This window comes from Jatrophihabitans sp. (genome assembly GCF_035474675.1).
Taxonomy (GTDB): domain Bacteria; phylum Actinomycetota; class Actinomycetes; order Mycobacteriales; family Jatrophihabitantaceae; genus Jatrophihabitans_A.
Window position 1 is genome coordinate 1 of the sequence record NZ_DATINC010000079.1, and the last position, 16624, is coordinate 16624.

The window sequence follows — 16624 nt, forward strand, 5'->3', positions numbered from 1 at the left end:
GAGCACTGCCGGCCCGGCGCTGAACCAGGCCCTAGGCCGGCCGGTACGCGCTGAGCAGCACTCCCGGGCGCACCTGGCCGTTGGCCGGAATGCGCAGTTCGGCTTCCAGATCCAGGCCGGCCACCGACAGCAGCGCAACCAGGTGCTCGGGCTGCCAGAGGTGGGTGGTCCAGCGCACCGGCACCCCGCCGTAGGCCTCGGTGCGCACCACCTCGCCGTCGCCGATGTGCATGCCGAGCAGCAGCCGGCCGCCGGGCACCAGCGCACGGGCCAGGTCGGCCAGCACCGCGGGCAGCACGTCCCGGGGCAGGTTGAACAGCGACCACCAGCCGAGCGCGCCGCCCAGCGAGGCGTCCGCCAGGCCGAGGTCGGTGGCGGATGCGACCGAGAAGGGCAGGTCCGGATAGCGGCGGCGGGCATGGGAGATCATCCGCGGCGACAGGTCCACCCCGCGGACGTCGAGCTCCAGCCCGGCAAGGTACGCGGTGACGGTGCCCGGCCCGCACCCGACATCCAGCACCGGCCCGAGGCCGCGGACCTCCTCGGCGAAGGCCGCCAGCGCCGCGCGCAGCCACGGCTCCGCGGTCAGGTCGCCCATCCCCATCGCCACGTAGTTGTCGGCCACCCGGTCGTAGGAGGACCGGACGAGATCGAGATCGGGCGGCGAGACCGGCATGGTCTGCAGAGGCTAGCGCCCGCCCGGATCGCGGTGCGGCGCGGCGGCAGCCGGCTACGGCAGTCGGCTGCGTTCGGTAGGCGGCAGCGGCCGGCATGGGCCACGATCGACACAGGAACCACGATCGACCCAGCAACCACGATCGATACCACAACGGAGGGATCAGCCGTGCAACCGGACGAGATCACCGAGATCCTGAACCGCCCGATCAGCCAGGAGCTGCTGGCCCGCGACCTGACGCGGTTGGCCTACGTCGCCAAGGACGGCACGCCGCGCACCGTCCCGATCGCGTTCACCTGGAACGGCACGCAGATCATCCTGTGCACGCTGCCGAACGCGCCGAAGCTCCATGCCCTGCGCGCGAACCCGATGGTCGCCCTCACCATCGACACCGAGGTGCACCCGCCCAAGATCCTGCTGCTGCGCGGCCGCGCGGAACTGGAGGTCGTCGAGGGCATTCCGGAGGAGTATCTGGTGATGAACGGCGCCTACCGGATGACGCCCGAGCAGCGGGTCGAGTGGGAGGCGGAGGTGCGTTCGCTCTACGACAGCATGGTCCGGATCAGGGTGACCCCGACCTGGGTGAAGCTGATCGACTTCGAGACCACGCTGCCGAGTGCGGTCGAGGAACTGGTCCGGCAGCGCGCCGAGCGTGCGGGGGCGTAGCGCGGGGGCACTACCGTCGGGATCGGGTGCCGAGCCACGACACCGCGATTTCCCCGCACCGGAACAGGAGCATTCGTGACCGATCAGTCCGCAGCACCGCGCCGGCTGGGCAGCTCGGGCCTCGCCGTCTCCGTAGTGGGCCTGGGCACCAACAACTTCGGGATGAAGCTCGACCTGGAGCAGAGCAGGGCGGTGGTGCACGCCGCCCTCGACAACGGCATCACCCTGTTCGACACGTCCGATTCCTACGGCGAGTCCGAGCAGCGCCTCGGCGAGATCCTGCAGGGCAACCGGGACGACGTCCTGATCGCGACCAAGTTCGGCAGCGACGTGCGGCGGCTCGGCCAGGACAACGGCCAGGACTGGGGCGCGCGGGGCTCGCGCCGCTACCTCGTCCGCGCGGTCGAGAACTCGCTGCGCCGGCTGCGCACCGACTGGATCGACCTGTACCAGATGCACCGGCCGGACCCGGCCACCCCGATCGAGGAAACCCTGTCGGCACTGGACGACCTGGTGCACCAGGGCAAGGTGCGCTACCTGGGCCACTCCAACTTCAGCGGCTGGCAGGTCGCGGATGCGGAGTGGACCGCCCGGACTCGCGGCTACCAGCGCTTCGTCAGCGCCCAGAACGAGTACAGCCTGCTCCGGCGTGGCATCGAGACGGACCTCGTTCCGGCGTTGCGGCGCTACGGGATCGGCCTGCTGCCGTACTTCCCGCTGGCCAACGGCCTGCTCACCGGCAAGTACCGCCGTGGCCAGCAGCCTCCGACCGGCAGCCGGCTGCAGGCCTGGGGCCGGGAGTCGATGCTCACGCCCGAGACCTTCGACGTGCTCGAAGACCTCGAAGCCTTCGCCGCGCAGCGAGGCATCACCCTGCTCGAGGTGGCCATCGGCGGCCTTGCCGCGCAGCCGGCCGTCAGCTCGGTGATCGCCGGCGCCACCTCACCCGAGCAGGTGGCGGCCAACGTCAAGGCCGGCCAGTGGCGGCCCACCGCCGAGGACCGGGCCGAGCTCGACCGGATCACCGCCGCGCGGTAGGAGGCAGGCCCGCTTCGTGGTGGCCCGCTATGGCGGCTATCGCCGGGCGGTGATGCGGATGCTGCCGGCGCCGATCAGCGCCAGCACGCCGGGGGCGAGGAACGCCCAGCCGGCCTGGTTCCAGCCGTCGGACGAGTCGCGCACGCACGGGTTCGTCGACGCGACGGGTGGCGAGCCCGCCAGCCGAGCGGGGCAACTCCCCGGGCCCTGGGCCGAGGTGCCGCTCAGGCCTTTCACCGTGCCGACGAGCACCAGCAGCACGGCCAGGCCTATCGCACTGCGGATCGACGTGGTCATGGCGGTCATGGCACTGATGATGGCGACCGGTCCGGGCCCGAGCGGTGGATTGCCCGTGCCGTGACGCACTCTTTATGGTGGCTCCACCCATCGGTGATCCCGCCGCACGTCGGGTCAGCGCGGCGCCCGATGGGTGGCCAGCACCGCCTCCAGGTCGTGCAGCTCGGCGCGCAGCTGCTCGGCGCGCTGCTGGGCCTGCTGCCGGGCGGCCTCGTTGATCTCGGCCACCGCCTCCGACACCCCCGGCTGGCCGAGCAGCTCGGCGATCGCGGTCACCGCTCCGGGGGTGACCGGGGCGTTCTTGACAACCGTCCGGGCGCCCCGGCTGGCGCTCACCGACCAGGCCGCGCCGGACGAGCTGATCGTCACGCTCACCGTCGGAGCGGCCGGCGCCTTGCGCCGCCGGCTAGCACCGGTGGGCTGGGTGGCCGGTGCCTGAATCGCGGCCGGAACCGTGCTGCGGGCCGGCGATTCGGACGGACCGGCAGCGGGTGTGCCGGCGGCGGGCGTGCCGGTGCCGGCCTCCGGAGCCGGCTGGGTGGTCGCTCGGGATACCGCCGGCCGGGTCGGCGTGCTCTGGGTCGGCGTGGTCCGGGCCGGCCGGGTGCGGGTCGGCGATCCAACCTGGGACCGGGCCGGCTTGGCGGCCGCTGAGCGCGCCCGGCCGGTGCTCAGCTCGGCCGGCGCGAAGGCCAGCTCGTCGGTGACCCCGTTGACCTTCACCCGCACGGTCAGGAAGTCGGCGCCGTCGGTCGCCGGGTCGCCGATCCGCACCACCGAGCCGGACGCGCCGGCCTCGAACTGCGGTCCGGACAGCGCCACCCGCGGCCGGCGGCCCTCCGCCAGCTGGCTGCGCAACCGGGCCACGTCCTCCTCGCTGAGGCCGCTGGGCTTCCTGCGCCGTGGTGGCATCGTCGGTCCTCCTCGCAAGCCCGGGCGTCGGGCCCGGCGTCCCTGACACCGGCAGTCTGCCACCGCCGCCGGGCCCGCCGGACCCGGCAGTCAGTGCCCGTCGGCCGTGGGAAGCGCCGGCAGGCTGTACAGGTCGAGACGGCGCACCAGCCGATCGACCAGTTCCGGGTCGACACCGCGCTCGGACCGGGCGGCCAGCAGCTCCTCCCGGGCGGCGCTGAGCATCTGTCGCAGGCCCAGCAGGAAACCGCTGCGGTCGGCGGTCCGGCCGCCCAGCACGCTGTGCTGGGAGTCGCTGCCCAGCTGGGCGTGCAGCCGCACCAGCAGGTCGGTCGGGAAAGCGTTGAGCCGGTCCCACACCTCGACGCCGAAGTTCACCTCGTCCTGCAGCCGGTTCAGCGCCTCGGCGGCGGCATGTGCGGCCCGCTCCACCAGGGCGGCCTCGGCCTCGTCGCTGTCGTGGGAGCCGGCCCGCACGCCGAGCAGCCGCACCACGGTGGGCAGGCTCAGGCCCTGCAGCACCAGGGTCACCAGCACCACCGAGAAGGCGACGAACAGGATCCGGTCCCGGGCCGGGAACGGCTCGCCGGCATCGGTGACCGTAGGAACGGCGAGCGCCAGCGCGACGGTGGCCACCCCGCGCATGCCGGCCCACCACACCACCACGGTCTCCCGCCAGCCGATCGGCACGTCGGTGTCGCGCTGGCGCTGCAGCCGCCGGCTGGTCCGGTGCCCGCTGAGCGCGTCGTTCAGGGCGCCGGCCTGTAGCCGCCGGTAGAACCGCCGGGCCAGCAGCACCGAGGGCAGCAGGTAGAGCAGCCGCACCCCCACCACCACCGCGACGACGGCCGAGGTCTCGCCGACCAGGGACGTCCAGTCGGTCCCGATGGCCAGGAACGCGGTCTGGAACTCCAGGCCCACCAGGCCGAACGCGATGCCGGTGACCAGCGTCTCGGTCATGGACCAGAACACATCGGTGGTCAGCCGGCCCTGCGCGTCGGCGGCGTCCACCGGCCGGGACACCGAGTACAGCGTGTACACCAGCACCGCGAGCACTCCGGAACCGTGCACCTCCTCGGCGGCCACATAGGTCGCGGTCGGGGCCAGCACCGACAGCAGCACCTGTGGCCGGGGGTCGGCCGAGCCGAGCACGGCCAGCAGCCGGGTCACCCCCCAACCGAACGCGAACCCGATCGCCAGCGCCAGCAGCGCGGCCAGCAGCAGCCGGATCACCGCCTCGCCCGGCGAGATCGAGCCGCCTACCACCGACGCGATCGCCACCTGGTAGAGCACCAGCGCGGCCACGTCGTTGAACAGGCCCTCGCCCTCGAGCATCGACACCAGCCGGCGGGGTAGGTGCAATCGGCTGGCGATCGCGGTGGCCGCCACCGGGTCCGGTGGCGAGACCAGGGCGCCCAGCGCGATCGCGGCGGCCCACGGAATGCCGGGCACCATCGCCGTGACCACCGCGGCCACCACGGCGGTGGTCACCAGCACCAGGGCGACCGCCAGCAGCAGGATCGGGGTGGCATTGGCCACCCAATATCGCCAGGACGTCTTGCGCGCCGCGGCGTAGAGCAGCGGCGGCAGCACCAGCGGCAGGATCAGGTCGGGCTCGACGTGCACCTGCGGTACCTGCGGGATCGCGGCCAGCACGATCCCGAACAGGGTGACCAGCACCGGCCACGGCAGGTTGATCCGGGTGGAGACCGGGATCAGCACCGCGGTCGCGAACAGGACGGCGGCTACCAGGGCGAGTTGGTCCACTGGCCTCACCTCCCGTCCTGGAGAGACCAACCTACCGGTAGCGGCGCGGTGCCTCAGCCTCTGATCAGGCCCTGAGCCCCTGCCGAGGGCTGTCGGCCGGGGTGTCAGCCGGGCCGGAGCACCGGCCGCAGCCGGTCCAGCACCGCGACGTCCTCGATGGTCGAGGGCACCGCCGGGTCCGCGCCGTCGGCGAGCTGGCGCATGGTGGCGCGCAGGATCTTGCCGGACCGGGTCTTGGGCAGGCCCGCGACCACGTCCACCCGGGACAGCGACGCGATCGGGCCGACCTCCTCGCGCACCCGGGCGGCGAGCTCGGCGGCGAGCTCGTCGGCCGAGCCGGCCCAGCCGCTCTTGGGCACCACCAGCGCGCGCGGCACCTGGCCCTTCAGCGGGTCGGCCACCCCGATCACCGCGCACTCGGCGACCGCCGGGTGGCCGGCCAGCGCCGCCTCGATCTGGCCGGAGGAGAGCCGGTGGCCGGCCACGTTCAGCACGTCGTCGGTGCGGCCGAGCACGAACAGGTAGCCGTCGGAGTCGAGGTAGCCGCCGTCTCCGGTCAGGTAGTAGCCGGGGTAGGCGGTCAGGTAGGACTCGACGTAGCGCTGGTCGTCGCCCCAGACGCCCCGGCTGGTGCCGGGTGGCAACGGCAGCTTCAGGCAGATCGCCCCCTCCTGGCCGGCGGGCAGCTGCCGGCCGTCCGGCCCGAGGATTCGGATGTCGTAGCCGGGCACCGGCACCGACGGGGAGCCGGCTTTGATCGGCATCGGCTCCAGACCGCGCAGGTTGGCCGCGATCGGCCAGCCGGTCTCGGTCTGCCACCAGTGGTCGACCACCGGGATGCCGAGCCGCTCGGTGGCCCACTCGTAGGTCGCCGGGTCCAGCCGCTCGCCGGCCAGGAACAGCGTCGTCAGGGTGCTCAGGTCGTACCGGCCGACCAGCTTGCCGTCCGGGTCGTCGCGCTTGACCGCGCGCAGGGCGGTGGGCGAGGTGAACAGCACCTTGACCCGGTGGTCGGCCACCAGCCGCCAGAACGCGCCGGCGTCCGGGGTGCCGACCGGCTTGCCCTCGTACAGCACGGTGGTGGCGCCGGCGAGCAGCGGCCCGTAGACGATGTAGGAGTGCCCGACCACCCAGCCGACGTCGCTGGCGGTCAGCATCACCTCGCCAGGGCCGACGTCGAAGACCGCTGCCATCGACCAGCGCAGCGCTACCGCATGGCCGCCGTTGTCGCGGACGATGCCCTTGGGACGGCCGGTGGTCCCGGAGGTGTAGAGGATGTAGAGCGGGTCGGTGGCGGCGAGTTCGACGCACTCGGCCGGTGCGATGAGCTGGGAGCGCATCAGCTGCCGCCAGTCCAGGTCGCGTTCGGTGAGCTCAGCCTGCAGTTGCGGTCGTTGCACGATGACGCAGCTGTCCGGCTGGTGCCCGGCCAGCTGCAGGGCCCGGTCGAGCAACGGCTTGTACTCGACCAGCCGGCTGGGCTCGACTCCGCAGGAGGCCGAGACGATCACCCTGGGCTGCGCGTCGTCGATCCGGGCGGCGAGCTCGGGGGCGGCGAAGCCGCCGAACACCACCGAGTGCACCGCGCCGATCCGGGCGCAGGCCAGCATCGCGATCACCGCCTCGGGCACCATCGGCAGGTAGATCAGCACCCGGTCGCTGCGCTCGACGCCGAGCGCCCGGAGCACCCCGGCGAACTTGGCGGTCAGCTCGGTCAGCTCGGTGTAGCTGTACTCGCGCCTGCTGCCGGTCACCGGGGAGTCGTAGATCAGCGCGGTCTGCTCGCCGCGGCCGGCCACCACGTGCCGGTCCAGGGCGTTGAAGCAGGTGTTGAGGGTGCCGTCTGAGAACCACCTGGCGAAGGCCGGGTCGGTGTCGTCCAGCACCCGGGTGGGCTTGTGGATCCAGGTGATCGCGGTGGCGGCCTGCGCCCAGAACCGGTCCGGGTCGGTCAGGCTCAGCCGGTAGTCCTGCGCGTAGCTCATGTAGCGGATAGTGCCCCAGTCAGGGCGAAGGCGCCACGGCGCCGGATGGTGAAGAAGGCGAGTGCCGCGGCGATGCACATCAGGCCCGCGGTCAGCCAGGCAAGGCGGTAGTCACCGGTGTGCTCGCGGACCGCGCCTGCGTAGGAGGCGGCCAGGCCCGCGCCCACCATGTGGGCGGCGAACACCCAGCCGAACACCAGCCCGGACTTCTCCAGGCCGAAGTGCTCGCGGCACAGCGCCACGGTGGGTGGCACGGTGGCCACCCAGTCCAGGCCGTAGAAGACGATGAACAGGAACAGCGGCGGCTCGACGGCCGAGCCCAGCACCGACGGCACGATCAGCAGCGACAGCCCACGCAGGCCGTAGTAGGCCAGCAGCAGGTTGCGCGGGTCGACCCGGTCGGTGAGCCAGCCGGAGCCGATGGTGCCGACGATGTCGAAGATCCCGATCAGGGCGAGCAGGTTGGCCGCGGTGGTGGCGGGCATCCCGTGGTCGTGGGCGGCCGGGATGAAGTGCGAGCCGATCAGGCCGTTGGTGGACCAGCCGCAGATGAAGAAGGTGCCGACCAGCACCCAGAACGTCCAGCTGCGCGAGGATTCGGTGAGCGCGGCGACGGCGGCCTTGGCCGGGTTGCGCCTGGCGGTGGCCGGTGGCTGCCAGTCCGGTGCGGCGCCGTACGGGGCGAGGCCGACGCTGGCGGGGGAGTCGGCGAGCAGCCACATCACCAGCGGGACCAGCAGCAGCGCGAACGCCGCCACCAGGAACACCGCGGTGTGCCAGCCGTGGTGGTCGATCAGGTAGGCCAGCACCGGCAGGAACACCAGCTGCCCGGTGGACGAGGCGGCGGAGAACACGCCGGTGACCAGGCCGCGGTTGGTGACGAACCACCGGTCGGCGACGATGGCGCCGAACACCAGCGCCATGGAACCGGCGCCCATCCCGATCGCGAAGCCCCAGGCCAGCACCAGCTGCCAGGACTGCGACATCACCGTGGTGGCCAGGCAGCCGAGTGCGACCAGGCTGAGGGCCAGCGCCACCATCCGCCGGATGCCGAACCGCTGCATCAGGGCGGCGGCGAACGGCGCGGTCAGGCCGTACACCACCAGGTTGACGGTGATCGCGAACGAGGTGGTGGACCGGGACCAGCCGAACTGGTTCTCGATCGGCTCGATCAGCGCCCCGGTGCTGGACCGGAACGCGGCGGTGGCGATCAGCGCGCAGAACGTGACGGCCGCGACCGCCCAGGCCCGGTGGAACCGGCGGCCCTGGTCGGCCGGCGTGGGGTGGCCGGAGCCGGTCGGCGTGGTCTGGCTCGGGGGTAGCTGCCCGGCTGCCTGCTCAGCGGTGGTCACGGGATCATTCTGCCCGGGCGGCGGCTGGATCGGTCAGGCTGATTTCGGTCTGATTCGCGCCAAATCCTGCCGAGGTCATAGCCGGCTGGCCCGGATGTTGCGGCGAGGGGTACGAGCCGGGTCGATCCAGGCCGGCGGGATCCAGCGTGGGTGGCCGTCGATCATCCGGCAGCTCCAACCCGCCCGGTCGAACTCGCGATGGTGGTAGCCGCACACGAGGGTGAGGTTGTCCAGATCGGTGGCGCCGCCATCGGCCCAGCTGACGATGTGGTGACGCTGGCACCATTCCGGTGGCTTGTCGCAGCCGGGGAAGGTGCACCCGCCGTCCCTGGCGATCAGTGCCAAGGTCTGGCTTCGAGTGGCGATGCGCTTGGTGCGGCCGTGGGACAGCACGGCACCGGTGGCGTCGGTCAGCAGCAGGTTGAGCGCGGCCTCGTCGGCCAGTGCGAGGGCTTCGCCGACGCTGATCGGGTGTCCGAAGCTGGTATGGGCGACACCCTGGCGGGAGGCCAGTTGTTCGGCGGTCATCGTGATGATCACCTGGGCGGGTGCTCCGGACTCGGGCAGTTCGTTGCGCCGTACCACGATCCCGGCCAGATCCTCCAGGGCGTCATGGAGCCGCTGGGCGTGGTTGCGCGGATCCGGCCCGGAGTCACCGGTCGGCTGCGGTGCCGAGCGTGGCGTCAGGCTGGCCAGAAGCAACGCCCCGCAGGTCGCGGTGAGCCTTCCGTGCGCTGTGTAGCTGCCGTCGGCTTCCGGATGCAGCGTGAAGCCGCGGCGCCGATGCTGCTCGGCCTCGGATGCCAGGCTGCCATCCGGGTCGAGATGGGCCAGTATCCGCCGGCCCACTGCGGCCACCTCGCGCGGCCGCAGGGTGGTGGCGGCCTCGACCAGATGCTTCTCGGCCAGCCGCCGGTCCTCGTAGCTGGCCCTGACCGGCAGTTGGCCCAGGGTGCTGAGGACCGCCCTGGTGTGCTCGGCTGAGACCGTGCCGTCGGCTTGTGCGGCGGCCAGCGCTGGTAGCACTGGTGGCAGCTGCTCACCGGTGATGCCGGCCCGGCTGCCACAGGCACGCGCTGCCGCCACCCGGTCCTTTGCCTCGCCGGGCGACAGCCGCAGCAGTCCTTGCAACAGTGCGGCCGTCGTGCCCACCACCATGCGGCCGGCCAGCCCGCGCCTGTCCAACTCGCCGATCAGGGCGTGATCGGCCACGGCCAATCGGCGCCGCAGCGATTCCAGCTCTCGCAGCTCGGCAAGCAGGTCCGCATCAGACACCTGGCTCAACTGGTCGGCGGCTATGAAGCGAGCATACCCATTGCCAGCAACGGCAAACGCGGCCAGCTCGCCGGTCGCGAGATCACCAGCGAGATCTTCCATGCATCAGACACTAGGGCAGGGGTCTGACAGTTTGTGGGCGCGAAGGGCGCCATCCGGTGCCGAGGCTGCTGGACGCGGAGAGCGAGTCGCGGCAGGCTGCACGGATGCGATCACGGACGAACGGCATGTGGTGGGGCGTCGCCATCGAGGCGCCAGACCCGGGTGCCCTGGCCCGGTTCTACTCACTCCTGCTGGGCTGGCCGATCGGCCACGAGGAGCCCGGCACCGCCATCCTCGCCACCCCGGAAGGCAGCTTCATGGTGTTCCAGCAGGCCGACGGCTACCAGCGACCGACCTGGCCGCCCGTCGGCGGACAGCAGCGACCGATGATGCACTTCGACTTCCAGGTCGCCGACCTGGACTCGGCAACAGCCGAAGCTGTCGAACTGGGCGCGGTGCTGGCAGAGACCCAGCCGCAGCCGAACGTCCGGGTGCTGTTCGACCCGGCCGGCCACCCGTTCTGCCTATGCCGCGACGACGGCTGAGGTGCCCACGCCGCTGACCGGCACAGCCGGCTGACCGCTACGCCGGCTGTGCTTGGGGCGATCCGCCTCCGCCGCCCTGCTGGGTAGCGCGGATGAGCTGCGCCATCTGCTCCAGGGTCTCCGCCGCGCCGACACCGCCACACGTCAGCGAAGCCAGGAGCCCACCGAGCAGGCCAGCTCGATCGGCGAGGATCCGGACCCGACCGACTTCGACGATGAGACCGAGTAGGTCGAGACGCAGACCCTGCGGGATGTCGAGGATTACACACTCTCCGGGCGCTGTCATCGTGCCGCCCCTTCCCATGGGAAGTTCCGAATATCGGACTTTCAAGGCTAACACCGGAAGCACGCTGGGCGAAGAGGCAGGATCGCCCGGGGGATCGCCGAAGATCAGGAATGCCCTGTTCCGGTCTCGATAAACGCCGGCGGGTACACCACCCGGCCGCGCAACCGCGGGTGATACCCCGGCAGCGGATAGGCCATCCCGGCCTCCGGCGGCGCCCAGTCTGGCAACGGAATGGAGATGCCCAGCTCCCGGCAGTCGACGAACCCGAACCGCGGGTAGTACCGCGGGCTGCCCTCCAGCACCACCAGCGGCTCACCGAGCCGCTCGGCCGCCTCGAGGCCGGCCCGCGCCAGCGCCGAGCCGATCCCGCTCCGCTGGAACGCCGGATCGACCGCCAGCGGCGACAATGTGAGAATCTGGTGCCGCTCACCGGAATCGCTCATCAATCCGGCATGGCTCAGCATCATGAACCCGACGACAGCACCAGAAACCCTCGCCACCAAGGCCAATTCGGGCAGGTACTCCGGCGACGCCCGGATCAGCTCCACCAGGTCCGCGACCACCGGATGGTCGACGAACGCCGCCGACACAACCGCCCGGACGGCCGCGGCATCGGCAGCCCGCTCGGGCTCAATGGTCGCCGGAACCGTCGGGCTCATCGGGATTGTCCTGCTGTTGCAGCAGATACTGCTCGAACTCCGCGCCGATCTCGTCCGCAGTGGGCAGCCGGGCACCCTCGGCGACCAGCCCGCGGCTGCGCCCGGCCAGGATCTCGTCGTACTGCGCCTCCAGCGCCCGCACCACCGCCGCCACCTGCTCGGACTCGGCCACCTTGGCGTCGATGTCGATCCGGTTGGCCACCGCCGCCTCGGCCAGCATCTCGGTGGGCAGCGCCAGCCCGGCACCCTGTGCCACGCAGTCGATCAGGGTAAGCGCGGCGGCCGGGTACTCCAGGTGCGCCAGGTAGTGCGGCACGTTCACCGCGAACCCCATCGACGGTACCCCGGCCTCGGCCATCCGGAACTCGATCAGGTGGCTGGCACTGCCCGGCACCTGCACGGTGCCCAGCCAGTTGCTGTACTGCGTCACCAGTTCCGGCGAGCTGCCCCGGGCGATCACGGTGGACGGCCGGCTGTGCGGCACTCCCATCGGGATCGCGTCCAGCGCCACGATCATCCGTACCCCGAGCCGTTGGACGAGCATGGTGACCGCGGCGGCGAACCGCTCCCACTGAAAGTCCGGCTCCGCACCGGCCAGCAGCAGGAACGGCGTGCCGGTGCTGTCGCGCACCGCATGGATCTTCAGCTCCGGCGCGGCGTAGCTCTCCCAGTGGTCGGTGACGAACAGCATCTCCGGACGCCGGCCGCGGTAGTCATAGACCTGGTCGACGTCGAAGGTGGCCACCACCTCCGACTCCAGCGAGCTCAGCAGGTGCGCCCGGGCCAGCTGGGTGGCGCTGCCGGCGTCGACGAAGCCGTCCAGGGCCAGCACCAGCACCGGCCGGTCGAGCTCGGGCACCTGCTCGCTCAGCCGGAAGAGCTCGGCCGGGTCCAGCATCGCCGGCTAACCGCCCGTCAGCGCGACGGTCAGCTCCGGCTCGGTCGCCGCGCGCACCTCGTCCACCGTCACCCCGGGTGCCAGCTCACGCAGCACCAGGCCGTCCGGCGTGATGTCGATGACCGCCAGGTCGGTGATGACGGAGTGCACGCAGGCGGCTCCGGTCAGCGGCAGCGAGCACTGCTTGACCATCTTGGGCGAGCCGTCGCGGGCCAGGTGCTCCATCATCACGATCACCTTCTTCGCCCCGTGCACCAGGTCCATCGCCCCGCCCATGCCCTTGATCATCTTGCCGGGAATGGTCCAGTTGGCGAGGTCGCCGTTCTCGCCGACCTGCATGGCGCCGAGCACCGCCACGTCGATGTGGCCGCCGCGGATCATCCCGAACGACAGCGCCGAGTCGAAGAAGGACGCCCCGGGCAGCACCGTGACGGTCTCCTTGCCGGCGTTGATCAGGTCCGGGTCGACCTCGTCGTCCAGCGGGTACGGGCCGACCCCGAGGATGCCGTTCTCGCTCTGCAGCACCACGGTGATCGACTCGTCGACGAAGTTCGGCACCAGGGTGGGCAGCCCGATGCCCAGGTTGACGTACTGGCCGTCGTGCAGCTCCCGGGCCACCCGGGCGGCGAGCTCGTTACGGGTCAGAGCCATGTCAGCCTGCGCTTTCGACGTTCTCGGAACCGGCACCGGCGCGTTCGGGCACCGCAGCCTCGCGCACCGTCCGCTTCTCGATCAGCTTGCCCGCCTCGCCCACTTCGACGACGCGCTGCACGAACACCCCAGGGGTGTGCACCTGCTCCGGGTCCAGCTCACCGGGCTCGACCAGTTCCTCCACCTCGGCAATGGTGATCCGCCCGGCCATCGCGCACAGCGGGTTGAAGTTGCGCGCCGAGGCGTCGTAGCTGAGGTTGCCGTGCCGGTCGCCGCGGGCGGCCCGCACCAGCGCGAAGTCGGTGACGATGCCCTCCTCCAGCACGTACCGGCGGCCGGCGAACTCCCGGGTCTCCTTCGGCGGCGAGGCCAGCGCCACCGAGCCGTCGGAGGAGTAGCGCCAGGGCAGCCCGCCGTCGGCGATCAGGGTGCCGACCCCGGCGGGGGTGTAGAACGCCGCGATGCCGGACCCGCCGGCCCGCAGCCGCTCGGCCAGGGTGCCCTGCGGGGTCAGCTCGACCTCCAGCTCGCCGGCCAGGTACTGCCGGGCGAACTCGCGGTTCTCCCCGACGTAGGAGCCGATGGTGCGCCGGATCCGCTTGGCGCTCAGCAGCACGCCGAGCCCCGCGGAGTCCAGCCCGCAGTTGTTCGACACGGTCTCCAGGTCCGTGCTGCCCAGCTCCAGCAGCGCCTGGATCAGGACGTGCGGAATGCCGCACACGCCGAACCCGCCGACCGCCAGCGAGGCGCCGTCGCCGATGTCGGCGACTGCCTCGGCGGCTGATGCCACCACTTTGTCCACGCTCTGCGCCTCTCCAGCTCCCTGGCACCGGTTGCCGCACCGGGCTTCTCGATCAAGGCGAACTCTAGCCAGCGCAGCCGGCCGTGGCATCAGTGGCTGACGCTGACCTTCTCCGCCGTTGCCCGGGCGGCGGCGCTGGCCGGATCCGGATTGCGTACCAGCACCACCGAACCGCCGACCGCCAGCGGCGCCAGCAGCGCGGCGATCCAGTCCCGCGGCCCGGCCCACGGCGCGCTCCACAGCAGCCGGCCGCCCGGTGCCAGTCCCAGCTCGGCCGCGGCCTGCCGGGCCGCCTCGGCGACCTCGGCCCGGCTCTGCCCGGCCAGCGCCGGATCGTCCGGCCCGGCCTGGGCCCGTACGGTATGCCAGCTGTCCGGCATCGGCCGGACCGAGCTGGCGTAGTCGGCCATTCCCGGTGGCGGCGTCGAGGGCCTGGCCATGCTGAGCAGCGACACCGCGAACGCCCCGTCCAGTCGCTCCGGGCTGGGCAGCGCGGCCAGCAGCGAGTCGGCGTCGCCGAAGGCGACGGACGCGCCGGCCGGGTCGGCCACCACCTCCAGGCCGGCGTACCAGCACCCCAGCAGGACGGGGGCGGCCAGCCAGTGCACCGGCAGCCGGACGAAGGCCCGGTCGCCGGGCCCGGCGCCGAGCTCGTCGTGCAGCAGGAAGTGCGTCTTGGCGACCCAGTTGCCCAGCGACTTGGCCGACAGCTCCGCACGCTCGCCGGTGGCGTCGTCGTAGAAGGTGACCAGCGGGCCGGCCGGGTCGGCGGCCAGCCGGGCGGCGAACAGCTGCTCGGGTCCGGAGGACAGCGCAGGAGTCATCGCCGGAAAGGCTAACCGGGGCCGGAGCTAGTTGATGCAGCCGGCGTCGGCGGCGGTGGTGACGGCCGGCGAGGTCGCCACCCCCGGCTGGCTGGACGAAGCCGACGAGCCGGGCGCCGGGGTCGGCATCAGGCTCTTGACCTGCACCTTGTTCTCACCCAGCACCAGGGTCACCGCGTTCACCTCGGAGCTGGCCGCCATCACCGCACCCGGCACCTGGGCCTGCACCGCCTTGGCCGCCGACTCCTGGCCGGCGGGGTAGCGGATCTCGGTCTTGGCCACCACGTCCGAGGTGGCCGGCGGGATCTCGGTCTTGAACCCGGCGGCCTGCAACGCCTCGGCGTTGGCCTTCTCCAGCCCGTTGGAGTTGGTGTCGTTGACCACCTGCACGGTCACCGTGGACGGGTCGGCGGCCTTGGCGCGCGACAGCGCGGTGCCCGGGTCGTTGCCGATCAGCTTGCCGATGAAGCTCGGCATCGCGGCCGCGTCCACCACCACGACGTTCTGGGTCTGGCCGCCGATCTGGACGTCCTGGAAGCCCTGGGTCGGGATGGTGGTGAAGGAGAAGTTGCCGGCCTGCAGGTTCTGCATCTGGGTGGCCAGCTTCAGCGGTGCCAGGTCGTTGTCCATCTGCAGCGAGGAGGACACCGCCTTGAGCAGGTTCTGCAGCTTGATCGGGTTGAGCAGGGTGCCGGCCGAGGAGATCTTGCGGAACACCGCGGACAGGAAGTACTGCTGCCGCTTGATCCGGTCCAGGTCGCCCTCCGGGAAGCCGTAGCGCTGCCGGACGAAGGCCAGCGCCTGGGTGCCCTGGATGGTCTGATGGCCGGCCTTGAGGTCGATGCCGGAGTTGGTCTCCTTCACCGCGTGGTTGAGGCAGACGTCGACGCCGCCGATGGCGTTGGAGATCCGGTAGAAGCCGAGCAGGTCGATCTGGACGAAGTGGTCGATGCTCAGGCCGGTCAGGTTCTCGATGGTGCGCACCAGCAACTGCGCGCCGGCGTCCTTGTTGCCGTGCCCGTCGGAGATGCCGTCCGGGTAGGCCGAGTTCAGCTTGTTCTTGCCGTGCCCGGGGATGCTGACGTAGGAGTCGCGCGGGAACGAGATCAGGGTGGCCTTGCTGCCGTCGGCCGGCAGGTGCAGCAGCATCATGGTGTCGGTGTTGTAGCTGCCGCCGTCCCGGGTGGTGCCGAGCTTGGCCAATTCGGCGTCGCTGGCGGAGTCCCGGTCGTCGTTGCCGACGATCAGCAGGTTCTGGTCCTTGCCGTCGATGCCGCCGTTGGCCGCCCTGCCCTTGGCCGAGATGGCGTTCACCCGGGTGATGTCGGCGCTGAACTTGCGGTACGACGCCCAGGCCCAGCCGCTGCCGACCAGCACCAGCAGCGAGCACAGGGTCGCCACGATCTTCACGCCGAGCACCGCACCGTGTGCCAGGTCGGAGCGGGGCCGGCTGGCGGGCGGGCGTCCCGGGGCCGGGCGGCGGCCCGCCGGCGGCCGGTTGCCGGCTGCCGCGGCGCGGGTGGCGGCCCGGCGGCCGCGCGGGTCCAGTTCGGGCGGCAACGGGGTGCCGGGCTGCGGCGCGCTGCCCTGACCGCCGTAACCCTGACCGCGCTGACCGGAACCCGGGCCGGCGGGGCCCTGGCCATTCCGGCCCTGGCCATTCCGGCCCTGGCCGTCCTGCCAGCCGGCAGCCGACGCCGGCCGGCCACGTCCCCGGCGCGGGTCCAGTTCGGGCGGCAGGTCGCCGTCAGCCGGATACGGCCGGCCGCCGGGCGGCCGATCGTGGGAAGAGGGCATCCGTTGAGTCTATCGGCGACAAGCTGTGCGCTGGTTCAGAAGCCTCGCCCGGCAGGTCGCACCAGAACGGGCCGGACCGGACATCCCGGCTGCCGCCCAGGTGCCGGACGACTGCGGGCCAGCCAGCCGACAGCGTGTGCGAGCATGGCCGC

General features: G+C 71.9%; 16 protein-coding genes. 3 read left to right on the forward strand and 13 right to left on the reverse strand.

All coding sequences use genetic code 11. From position 1 onward, the window contains the following. Positions 1-31 precede the first annotated feature (31 nt). Positions 32-676, reverse strand: a complete 645-nt coding sequence (locus VLJ82_RS09590) for a class I SAM-dependent methyltransferase (RefSeq protein WP_408663117.1) — start codon at positions 674-676, stop codon at positions 32-34. Positions 677-844: 168 nt separating this feature from the next. Here VLJ82_RS09590 and VLJ82_RS09595 point away from each other — a divergent pair, with 168 nt between their 5' ends. Continuing rightward, positions 845-1342 carry a pyridoxamine 5'-phosphate oxidase family protein gene (locus VLJ82_RS09595; protein ID WP_408663118.1) on the forward strand — a complete coding sequence of 166 codons (498 nt, stop codon included), beginning with the start codon at positions 845-847 and terminating at the stop codon, positions 1340-1342. A 75-nt stretch (positions 1343-1417) separates the two neighbouring features. Further along, entirely contained in the window at positions 1418-2380 is a 963-nt protein-coding gene (locus VLJ82_RS09600) for an aldo/keto reductase (RefSeq protein ID WP_408663119.1), read from the forward strand. Between the two features lie 36 nt (positions 2381-2416). On the opposite strand, the gene VLJ82_RS09605 is transcribed toward VLJ82_RS09600, so the two are convergent. From VLJ82_RS09605 to VLJ82_RS09630, 6 genes are all read right to left on the reverse strand, one after another. Then, positions 2417-2686, reverse strand: a complete 270-nt coding sequence (locus VLJ82_RS09605) for a hypothetical protein (protein WP_408663120.1) — start codon at positions 2684-2686, stop codon at positions 2417-2419. A gap of 105 nt (positions 2687-2791) precedes the next feature. Continuing rightward, positions 2792-3589, reverse strand: a complete 798-nt coding sequence (locus VLJ82_RS09610; RefSeq protein WP_408663121.1) for a hypothetical protein — start codon at positions 3587-3589, stop codon at positions 2792-2794. 90 nt (positions 3590-3679) lie between these two features. Continuing rightward, positions 3680-5356: a Na+/H+ antiporter gene (locus VLJ82_RS09615; protein ID WP_408663122.1), complete on the reverse strand. Its 1677-nt coding sequence runs from the start codon at positions 5354-5356 to the stop codon at positions 3680-3682. A 104-nt stretch (positions 5357-5460) separates the two neighbouring features. Continuing rightward, complete coding sequence (locus VLJ82_RS09620; RefSeq protein WP_408663123.1) at positions 5461-7341, reverse strand: AMP-binding protein; 1881 nt, start codon at positions 7339-7341, stop codon at positions 5461-5463. Next, on the reverse strand, positions 7338-8693 hold the full coding sequence (locus VLJ82_RS09625) for an MFS transporter (RefSeq protein WP_408663124.1): 1356 nt from the start codon (positions 8691-8693) through the stop codon (positions 7338-7340). Before VLJ82_RS09625 ends, VLJ82_RS09620 begins: the two co-directional genes overlap by 4 nt. 75 nt (positions 8694-8768) lie before the next feature. Then, complete coding sequence (locus tag VLJ82_RS09630; protein WP_408663125.1) at positions 8769-10070, reverse strand: HNH endonuclease signature motif containing protein; 1302 nt, start codon at positions 10068-10070, stop codon at positions 8769-8771. Positions 10071-10174: 104 nt separating this feature from the next. On the opposite strand from VLJ82_RS09630, the gene VLJ82_RS09635 reads away from it, so the two are divergent. Further along, positions 10175-10555: a VOC family protein gene (locus VLJ82_RS09635; RefSeq protein ID WP_408663126.1), complete on the forward strand. Its 381-nt coding sequence runs from the start codon at positions 10175-10177 to the stop codon at positions 10553-10555. Between the two features lie 390 nt (positions 10556-10945). Here VLJ82_RS09635 and VLJ82_RS09640 read toward each other — a convergent pair whose 3' ends face one another. The 6 genes from VLJ82_RS09640 to VLJ82_RS09665 all read right to left on the reverse strand — a co-directional run bounded on the left by VLJ82_RS09640 (position 10946) and on the right by VLJ82_RS09665 (position 16472). After that, entirely contained in the window at positions 10946-11500 is a 555-nt protein-coding gene (locus VLJ82_RS09640) for a GNAT family N-acetyltransferase (RefSeq protein ID WP_408663127.1), read from the reverse strand. After that, positions 11472-12398, reverse strand: coding sequence for a PAC2 family protein (locus VLJ82_RS09645; RefSeq protein ID WP_408663128.1), 927 nt, complete (start codon positions 12396-12398; stop codon positions 11472-11474). Before VLJ82_RS09645 ends, VLJ82_RS09640 begins: the two co-directional genes overlap by 29 nt. A gap of 6 nt (positions 12399-12404) precedes the next feature. Then, positions 12405-13049, reverse strand: coding sequence for a CoA transferase subunit B (locus VLJ82_RS09650; protein ID WP_408663129.1), 645 nt, complete (start codon positions 13047-13049; stop codon positions 12405-12407). A 1-nt stretch (position 13050) separates the two neighbouring features. Beyond that, positions 13051-13851: a CoA transferase subunit A gene (locus VLJ82_RS09655; RefSeq protein ID WP_408663130.1), complete on the reverse strand. Its 801-nt coding sequence runs from the start codon at positions 13849-13851 to the stop codon at positions 13051-13053. Positions 13852-13940: 89 nt separating this feature from the next. Next, complete coding sequence (locus tag VLJ82_RS09660; RefSeq protein ID WP_408663131.1) at positions 13941-14675, reverse strand: TIGR03089 family protein; 735 nt, start codon at positions 14673-14675, stop codon at positions 13941-13943. A 27-nt stretch (positions 14676-14702) separates the two neighbouring features. Next, on the reverse strand, positions 14703-16472 hold the full coding sequence (locus VLJ82_RS09665; RefSeq protein ID WP_408663132.1) for an LCP family protein: 1770 nt from the start codon (positions 16470-16472) through the stop codon (positions 14703-14705). Positions 16473-16624: the final 152 nt, after the last annotated feature.

Coding starts and splice junctions, on each gene's coding strand:
- VLJ82_RS09590 (WP_408663117.1), bottom strand. CDS start 676: ATGCCGGTCTCGCCGCCCGATCTCGATCTCGTCCGGTCCTCCTACGAC.
- VLJ82_RS09605 (WP_408663120.1), bottom strand. CDS start 2,686: ATGACCGCCATGACCACGTCGATCCGCAGTGCGATAGGCCTGGCCGTG.
- VLJ82_RS09610 (WP_408663121.1), bottom strand. CDS start 3,589: ATGCCACCACGGCGCAGGAAGCCCAGCGGCCTCAGCGAGGAGGACGTG.
- VLJ82_RS09620 (WP_408663123.1), bottom strand. CDS start 7,341: ATGAGCTACGCGCAGGACTACCGGCTGAGCCTGACCGACCCGGACCGG.
- VLJ82_RS09630 (WP_408663125.1), bottom strand. CDS start 10,070: ATGGAAGATCTCGCTGGTGATCTCGCGACCGGCGAGCTGGCCGCGTTT.
- VLJ82_RS09635 (WP_408663126.1), top strand. CDS start 10,175: ATGCGATCACGGACGAACGGCATGTGGTGGGGCGTCGCCATCGAGGCG.
- VLJ82_RS09640 (WP_408663127.1), bottom strand. CDS start 11,500: ATGAGCCCGACGGTTCCGGCGACCATTGAGCCCGAGCGGGCTGCCGAT.
- VLJ82_RS09645 (WP_408663128.1), bottom strand. CDS start 12,398: ATGCTGGACCCGGCCGAGCTCTTCCGGCTGAGCGAGCAGGTGCCCGAG.
- VLJ82_RS09650 (WP_408663129.1), bottom strand. CDS start 13,049: ATGGCTCTGACCCGTAACGAGCTCGCCGCCCGGGTGGCCCGGGAGCTG.
- VLJ82_RS09660 (WP_408663131.1), bottom strand. CDS start 14,675: ATGACTCCTGCGCTGTCCTCCGGACCCGAGCAGCTGTTCGCCGCCCGG.
- VLJ82_RS09665 (WP_408663132.1), bottom strand. CDS start 16,472: ATGCCCTCTTCCCACGATCGGCCGCCCGGCGGCCGGCCGTATCCGGCT.